The sequence below is a fragment of the Yokenella regensburgei ATCC 49455 genome (genome assembly GCF_000735455.1).
In the GTDB taxonomy this organism is placed as follows: Bacteria; Pseudomonadota; Gammaproteobacteria; order Enterobacterales; family Enterobacteriaceae; genus Yokenella; species Yokenella regensburgei.
The window spans coordinates 25618-31671 of the sequence record NZ_JMPS01000077.1; the positions used below are offsets into that span (position 1 = coordinate 25618).

Consider the following 6054-nt stretch of genomic DNA (forward strand, 5'->3'; position numbering starts at 1 on the left):
TGCATTATGTTTAAACACGGGAACCCGGTCGGGGGAGTATTGATGTTGTCAGCAGAGTTAACGGCTTTAGAGTTTTTGACCACACCAGTGTGGGTGGTTGAGCCAACCAATGAGACCCTGATATTTGCCAACCAGGCAGCACTGAACGTGATGGGTGCCCTTACGCTAACAGAGATGCGCGGCGGCGCGGTATCTGCCTGCGCTCAGGCCCGCCTCTCCCTGTATATCGCCGATCTCGGCACCACCAATGAAATCGTCGAGATCTGGACCGTTAACGGTGACGACGGTGAGGTACCTTTGCGCTGTCGGCTGACGCTCGCGACGCTGCCGTCTCTCGGCAGCGTCATTCTGTTCGAGGGAGCAAACATCGCCCCGCCCGCTTCGCTGAAAGCCAGTCGCTCTGTGGCCTATAAATCGCGCAAACAGGGGTTCTACACCCGTTTTTTCATGACCACCACCGCTCCAATGCTGCTGATAGACCCGGCCCGTGATGGCCTTATCGTGGATGCAAATCTCGCCGCCCTGCGCTTTTACGGCTACAGCAGCGAAGAGATATGTCAGAAACACACCTGGGAGATCAACACCCTTGGGCGCCAGGTGCTACCGGTCATGTCGGAAATCGCCCGTCTGCCGGGAGGCCACAAACCGCTGAATTTCCTGCACCGGCTGGCGGATGGATCCACCCGTCACGTTCAGACCTACGCCGGGCCGGTAGAAATTTACGGCGACCGGCTGATGCTGTGCATCGTGCACGACATCACTGAACAAAAACGGCTTGAGCAGGAGCTGGAGTTTGCCGCCCAGCGCGATCCGCTGACCGGCCTGCTTAATCGCCGCCAGTTTTACACCTTCACCGAGCAATCAGCTTTCAGCCAGCTGCCGGTATCCGAAGACTACTCGCTGCTGTTGATTGATACCGATAACTTCAAGCTGGTGAACGACGTGTACGGGCACCTGACCGGCGATGAGGTACTGGTACAGCTTGCGCGCACGCTGGAGAGCTGCTGTCGAAAAGAAGATTACGTCTTTCGCTGGGGCGGCGAGGAGTTTGTCATGCTGCTGCCGCGAACGACGCTTGATAAAGCGGTGACGCTCGCCGAAACCATCCGCGCCGCGGTGATGCACATCGGGGAACACGGACTGCCGTCTATTACCGTCAGCATCGGCGTCACGCGTCATCAGCCCGGCGAATCGGTGGATTCCCTGTTCAGACGGGTGGATGCGGCGCTGTATCAGGCCAAGAATGCCGGGCGTAATAAGGTGCTGGCGGCCTGAGGAACGTCCGGTGCGGACAAGCCGCACCGCCGTTTTTGCACTAGTGTTTAACGATGTACATGGTGCGAGTATAAGCCACGTCTTCAGCATTGGTGATCGGGTAGCCTTTTACCCACGGCTTAATCAAGCGCGCGTTGGTGTACTGGTAGATGGGTGCTATCGGCGCTTTCTCCGCCAGAATTTTCTCCGCCGCGTTGTAATCCGTATTCCGCGCTTTTTCTGACGTCTCCAGTGACGCCTGGTTCAGCACTTTGTCGTACGCCGGATCGTTGAAGCGCGAAATATTACCGCTGTGCGTGGAGGTCAGCAGCGACAGGAAGGTGGAAGGTTCGTTGTAGTCCGCCACCCACGAGGCACGAACGATATCGAACTTGCCGGTGTTGCGGCTATCAATATAGGTTTTCCACTCCTGGTTTTGCAGCTTCACGTCCACGCCAAGATTCTTCTTCCACATCGATGCCACCGCGATGGCTATCTTCTGGTGAATTTCCTGAGTGTTATACAGCAGCGTTAGCTCAAGCGGACGTCCCGGACCGTAGCCCGCCGCCTGCAGCAGGGTTTTCGCCTGCGCGTTCAGCTCTTCCTGGCTCATCTCTTCCATCGCGGAAGGCTGCGGCGTAAAGCCCGCGGTAGCATCCGGCGTGAAGTGCCAGGCCGGTTTCTCACCGGTGCCAAGCACCTTATCGGCCATCAGGCGGCGGTCGATAGTCATGCTGAGCGCCAGACGCACGCGCGCGTCGGCGGTTGGCCCTTTCTGGGTGTTAAAAGCGTAGTAATAGGTGCCAAGCTGCGGCGGCGTATAGACCTGGCCGGGTAAATCTTTAAGCAGCTTTTTATACAGGTTTTTCGGGAAGGATTCGGTGATGTCGATATCCCCTGCCTGATAGCGTTTGGTCGCCGACGATTCCTGATTAATGGGCACGAAAGTCACCTGCTGGATAACCGTTTTGCCATTATCCCAGTAGTGAGTGTTCGGCGTCAGTACCAGCTTTTCGTTGACCACGCGGTCTTTCAGCACGTAGGCACCGTTGCCCACCAGCTTGCCAGGACGCGTCCAGTTTTTATCCGCTTCAACGGTGGCTTTTTGCACCGGGAAGAAGGCAAAGTTTGCCGTCAGGTTAGCAAACCACGGCAGCGGTTTATCCAGCTGAATGCGCAGAGTTCTGGCGTCAACGGCAGTGACGGCAAGCTTATCCGGCGTGGCTTTGCCATCGATGATGTCCTGAGCATTGCCAATTCCGGCCAGTGCCGCAAACCAGGCAAACGGAGAGGTGGTTTTCGGGTCAACCAGGCGCTGCCAGCTGTAGACAAAATCCTGTGCGGTCACCGGCGTACCGTCTGACCACTGAGCGTTATCGCGAAGCGTAAAGGTCCAGACCCGGTTATCGTTAGTCTGCCATTTGCTGGCAACCCCGGGAATAATATTGCCTTTCGCATCCTGGTTCACCAGCCCTTCATACAGGTCGCGGATCACCTGGATCTCAGGAAGCCCCACCGCTTTGGCAGGATCCAGGGACGCGGGTTCATCTTTTATGTGACGCACCAGCGTCTGCTTTTGTGCGAGAACCGTCCCCGCAGGCACATCCGCCGCGACGGCGACAGAAGAAAGTGAACTTAGCCACAGCGCACAACAGGTCAGCGCGACAGGATGCTTCATGAGATCCCCTCAAAGTAGTGAAAACCATACCCACAAGACCGGGTAATTATTTGTTTCAACAATATGAAATGCAAACAACTTGTGACAGAAAATTGATGAAAGGACGAAATTTAGCATCTGGAGGAAACTAATTGATTAAGGGCGAGTTTTGCACAACACTGCCAGTAACAACACTACGCTTCAGGGATTGCTATGACCGCCACTCGTCCCCGCGCGCAGCGCGGTGCCTTTCCGCCAGGCACACAGCATTATGGCCGCTCGCTTTTAGGCGCACCGCTGCTGTGGTTCCCGGCGCCTCTCGCTGACCATACCAGCGGGCTTATCATCGCCGGAACCCACGGCGACGAGAACTCATCGATAGTCACCCTCTCCTGCGCGCTGCGCACGTTAACGCCGGAGATGCGCCGTCATCACGTGGTGCTCACGGTCAACCCGGACGGTTGCCAGCTGGGGCTTCGCGCCAACGCCAACGGCGTTGATCTGAACCGCAACTTTCCGGCGGCGAACTGGAAAACCGGCGAAACGGTATATCGCTGGAATAGCCAGGCCGACAGCCGCGACGTCGTGCTACTGACCGGCGACAAGCCCGGTTCAGAGCCTGAAAGCAAGGCGCTGTGCCAGCTCATCCATAAAATTCACCCGGCCTGGGTCGTATCGTTTCACGATCCGCTCGCCTGTATTGAAGATCCGCGTCACAGTGAACTGGGGCGCTGGCTTGCAGAGGCGTTTGAGCTGCCGCTGGTGAGCAGCGTAGGCTACGACACGCCCGGGTCGTTTGGCAGCTGGTGTGCCGATATTGGGCTGCACTGCATCACCGCCGAATTTCCGCCCATCTCTTCCGATGAGGCCAGCGAGAAGTATCTGGCGGCGATGACCGGGCTTCTGCACTGGCATTCTCAGAGATGAAGCATCCCGGTGGTGAAGCGTAGCCCCGGGTCGACATCCACCGAAAGCCACGTCGGGCCGTCAAGATCGGCGAAGCGCACCTGCGAAGTCAGCGGGAGTGCGGCACCGATAGCCCGTGAGGTACAGAGCATACAGCCGAGCATCAGCGCAAAGCCCTGCGCTTTCGCTTCCTGAGCCAGCGCCAGCGCTTCGGTCAGGCCGCCGGTTTTATCAAGCTTAATGTTGATCATCTCATAGCGACCTGCCAGCGCTGGCAGGCTGCTGCGGCTATGGCAGCTCTCATCGGCGCAAATCGGCAGCGGATGGATAAAGTTTTCCAGCGCCTCATCTTCGCTTGCCGGTAGCGGTTGTTCCAGCATCGCCACCCCGAGGTCTGCCAGCAGCTGACAGCGTGAGGCCAGCCCGTCGCTGTGCCAGGATTCGTTAGCGTCGACAATCAGGGTCGCGTCCGGTACGGCGGCGCGGATAGCGACAATGCGCTCGCTTATCAGGTGGTCATCGAGCTTCACTTTTAACAGCCGCGCCCCCTTCTGCCAGAGAATTCTGGCACAGCTGGCCATAGCTTCCGGTTCGCCAATCACCACGGTCTGGGCGGTGGTGATAGTGTCGGCGAGAATGGAGTGGGTTAATTGTGACAACGTCACCTTTTCCTCGCGCGCCTCCAGATCCCACAGCGCGCAGTCCAGCGCGTTACGCGCCGCACCGGCGGGCAACAGCGACTGCAGCTCGGTGCGGCTGACACCGCGTTCGATTGCGTCGTTGACCGTCATTATCTGTGCCATGACCGAGTCGATACTTTCACCGTAGCGTGGGTATGGCGTGCATTCCCCCACGCCCTTCACGCCGTTCTCTTCAATCTCTACCACCACCACTTTTGCTTCGCTGCGGCTACCTCGGGCAATGACAAAAGGCGTATGCAGCGGCCACGACTCCTCAAACACGCGTAGACTTCTCATTCCAGGTCCTCTCTGGTTGATACGAAATACAGTTTGCCGTGTTAACTATTGTTGGAATACACTAGACCTGACGTTAACTATATGTAAACAGGAAGATAATCATGTCACAGACCGTGCATTTCCAGGGTAATCCAGTATCTGTTAAAGGCGCTATCCCGCAGAAGGGAGCTAAAGCGCAGGCGTTTACGCTGGTCGCGAAAGATCTCTCCGACGTCGCGCTGAGCCAGTATTCCGGCAAACGTAAAGTACTGAACATTTTCCCAAGCATCGATACCGGCGTTTGCGCGGCATCCGTGCGTAAATTCAACCAACTGGCCTCTGAGCTGAACAACACCGTTGTGCTGTGCATCTCTGCTGACCTGCCGTTCGCCCAGTCTCGCTTCTGCGGCGCGGAAGGCCTGGGTAACGTGGTCACCCTCTCCACTCTGCGCGCACCGGCTTTCCTGGCCGATTACGGCGTTGCCATTGCTGAAGGCCCGCTGAGCGGCCTGGCAGCTCGCGCCGTTGTGGTTCTGGATGAAAACGACAACGTCATCCACAGCGAACTGGTGAACGAAATCACCGAAGAACCGAACTACGACGCAGCGCTGGCCGTTCTGAAAGGCTAATCGCGCCTCGCAGACTGTTGAAAAAGTCCTGGTAGAAAGACCGGGACTTTTTTCTTATAAGCGCACTTCACTATAGCGGGTTTTCCCCTGAAAGTGTTCGACCTTCAAAGTGAGCTAAGTACCCGTGCTTTCACCGCTTTTGCCGCCTGCTTTATCGCGTTAAGCTCTTCGCGTAGCGCCTGTACGTCGTCATTATCCGGGATCAGCACAATGCAGTCTCCGGCAATCCTGGCGGTGAGCCCTCTGCCGGTATCAAACCCGACCTCTTTGAGCCATTTTCCGCTTAAATTTATCGCCGGGGTGCTGGTATCGCCCCGATTCGGCACATAGCCCACCGTGTAGCGACGCTGGGATTTATCAACTGGTTTTCTGGATGATGGTTGAATCTGGTCAGGGATCGTAGCCATAACGGCAACCTCCAACAAACGAACAATCAATATGCCGCCATCGGAGAGGCTAATCCCACGGGTGGCGGAACCGGACGAGGTTAGCCTTACCGGCCTTGTTGGCAACCGGCGCGTCTTACGACGCCCTCACCCGGCCCACCATTGAGGTGTAACCGTGCGTGCGACACAAAAAATCATGCGTCGCCAACAAGATAAACTCAGGAGGCTAATCCCGACACCTGAATTTGCAGGTGTGGAGGCATAGT

At 57.0% G+C, this 6054-nt stretch carries 6 protein-coding genes; 3 read left to right on the plus strand and 3 right to left on the minus strand.

The genetic code is table 11. The annotated features are described in order from the left end of the window. Window positions 1-42 precede the first annotated feature (42 nt). A complete protein-coding gene (locus GYRE_RS19915) occupies window positions 43-1275 on the plus strand; it encodes a sensor domain-containing diguanylate cyclase (protein WP_038257802.1) in 1233 nt (410 codons plus the stop codon). 40 nt (window positions 1276-1315) lie between these two features. Here the strand turns inward: GYRE_RS19915 and GYRE_RS19920 are convergent, their stop codons facing one another. Further along, window positions 1316-2932 carry a peptide ABC transporter substrate-binding protein gene (locus GYRE_RS19920; RefSeq protein WP_038257788.1) on the minus strand — a complete coding sequence of 539 codons (1617 nt, stop codon included), beginning with the start codon at window positions 2930-2932 and terminating at the stop codon, window positions 1316-1318. A gap of 192 nt (window positions 2933-3124) precedes the next feature. On the opposite strand from GYRE_RS19920, the gene mpaA reads away from it, so the two are divergent. After that, window positions 3125-3838 (plus strand): murein tripeptide amidase MpaA, encoded by a 714-nt coding sequence (mpaA, locus tag GYRE_RS19925; protein WP_006819776.1) that lies wholly within the window; start codon window positions 3125-3127, stop codon window positions 3836-3838. Here mpaA and ycjG read toward each other — a convergent pair. Then, window positions 3829-4794, minus strand: coding sequence for an L-Ala-D/L-Glu epimerase (gene ycjG / locus GYRE_RS19930; RefSeq protein WP_038257790.1), 966 nt, complete (start codon window positions 4792-4794; stop codon window positions 3829-3831). The two genes, mpaA and ycjG, sit on opposite strands and share 10 nt — an antisense overlap. A gap of 101 nt (window positions 4795-4895) precedes the next feature. On the opposite strand from ycjG, the gene tpx reads away from it, so the two are divergent. After that, window positions 4896-5402, plus strand: coding sequence for a thiol peroxidase (gene tpx, locus GYRE_RS19935; RefSeq protein WP_006819774.1), 507 nt, complete (start codon window positions 4896-4898; stop codon window positions 5400-5402). Between the two features lie 104 nt (window positions 5403-5506). Here the strand turns inward: tpx and GYRE_RS19940 are convergent, their stop codons facing one another. Further along, window positions 5507-5809: a SymE family type I addiction module toxin gene (locus GYRE_RS19940; RefSeq protein WP_006819773.1), complete on the minus strand. Its 303-nt coding sequence runs from the start codon at window positions 5807-5809 to the stop codon at window positions 5507-5509. Window positions 5810-6054: the final 245 nt, after the last annotated feature.